Source organism: Herbaspirillum sp. B65 (assembly GCF_000333555.1).
Classification (GTDB): Bacteria; Pseudomonadota; Gammaproteobacteria; order Burkholderiales; family Burkholderiaceae_D; genus Herbaspirillum; species Herbaspirillum rubrisubalbicans.
Genome location: NZ_BADI01000121.1, coordinates 1 through 1,637, shown reverse-complemented (window position 1 = coordinate 1,637; position 1,637 = coordinate 1). Strand labels below are relative to the sequence as shown.

2 protein-coding genes are annotated in these 1,637 nt (G+C 64.6%); both read left to right on the top strand.

Annotated features, from left to right (window positions below):
- Positions 1–438, top strand: a 438-nt coding sequence (locus I5W_RS03235; RefSeq protein ID WP_044528164.1) for a LysE family translocator, incomplete at its 5' end; no start/stop codon positions are given.
- A gap of 57 nt (positions 439–495) precedes the next feature.
- A complete protein-coding gene (locus I5W_RS03230) occupies positions 496–1,434 on the top strand; it encodes a DMT family transporter (RefSeq protein ID WP_017450711.1) in 939 nt (312 codons plus the stop codon).
- Positions 1,435–1,637: the final 203 nt, after the last annotated feature.

Here is a 1,637-nt window from a genome sequence, read left to right as displayed (position 1 = left end):
CGTAGCGCATTCGGTATAGGTGAACTGGTGGTGGCGCTGCCGCAAGTGGTGCTGCTGTTGAAGGCGCTGGGCTGCGCCTATCTGCTCTACCTGGCCTGGCAATTGCGGCACATGGCCGTGGCACAGGCGGCTGAGCGGGCGTTGCAGCCGATGTCGTTCGGGGCTGCGGCCATGTTCCAGTTCGCCAATCCCAAGGCCTGGGTGATGGCCATCACCGGCGCATCGGCCTTCATGCCGTTGTTGCATGAACACGCCGGACGGCTGGCCATCCTGATCTACTGTGCGGTGTTTTGTGTCGTCAACCTGCCTTGCGTGTCGGTGTGGGCAGGCGCCGGTTCGCTGTTGCGGCGCTATCTTGAAGAGCCGCTGTGGCGGGTGGTCTTCGCCACCACCATGGTCGTGCTCACGCTCTATGCGGCGCTGGCGATCTGGCTGTGAGGGGGGGGCGACAATCTTTTATATCGTTTATTCCAATTCGACAACAGGGGACATCTCATGCAGGCAAGCAGCAAAGCAGCCGCACCCACCGCGCCAACCCCGCCAACTGAGTCCGACGCCAGCCCGGCCCGTCATGAAAGCCGCGGCATGTGGCTGGGCCTGGTGGGGGTGGCGGTGTTCAGTCTGACGCTGCCCTTTACCCGCATTGCCGTAGCCGAGCTCAACCCGGCCTTCGTCGCCTTCGGCCGGGCGGTCGTGGCCGGCCTGTGCGCGCTGGCGCTGCTGGCCTGGATCAAGGCTCCGCGTCCGACTGCGCAGCAGTTGCGCGGCTTGATCATCACGGCCCTGGGCGTCGTGGTGGGTTTTCCGCTGTTTTCCTCGATTGCCATGCGCTATGTACCGGCTGCGCACGGCGCCGTGGTGGTGGGCCTGTTGCCGCTGGCGACCGCCTTGTTCGGCGCGCTGCGCTTCGGCGAGCGGCCCTCGACCGGGTTCTGGCTGGCTGCGCTGGCGGGTTCCGGCATCGTGATCGCCTTTGCCCTGCGCGCGGGCGGCGGCAGTTTCCATCCGGCTGATTTTGCCCTCTTTGCCGCCGTCCTCACCGCCGCCATGGGGTATGCCGAAGGTGGACGCCTGGCGCAGAGCATGGGTGGCCAGAACGTGATCGCCTGGGCGCTGGTGGTGGCCTTGCCGGTGATGCTGCCGGTGTCGCTGTGGCTGGGCTGGCAATACGGTGTGAGCGCCTCGGCCCCGGCCTGGCTGGCCTTCGCCTATGTCTCGCTGTTTTCCATGTTCATCGGCTTTTTCTTCTGGTACAAGGGCCTGGCCCTGGGCGGCATCGCCCGCGTCGGCCAGGTGCAATTGTTGCAACCTTTCATGAGCCTGCTGGGCGCGGCCGTGATCGCCCATGAAGCGCTGGATGCGAGCAACATGCTCTTCGCCCTGGCCGTGATCGTGGTGGTGGCCATCGGCCGGCGCATGGCCGTGCGCCGCTGAAACGGGCGGCTGACGCTGCTCTGACCGGGTTTGCGAGCCGAAATAGTTCAGCCGCAGCGGGCTAAAGGTCCGGTTTTTTGAGATAATCGAACACTTGTTTTTCCACATTTTGTCAACGCGCAGAGCCCGCGGCAGAAGGCCGCAAGAGGGCGCTGACCAACAGGGAGTACCGCATGTCCGTCTATGAAAAGCTCAAAGCATTG

Excerpts from the sequence above, each read along its gene's own strand:
- I5W_RS03230 (WP_017450711.1), top strand. The coding sequence starts at position 496 with ATGCAGGCAAGCAGCAAAGCAGCCGCACCCACCGCGCCAACCCCGCCA.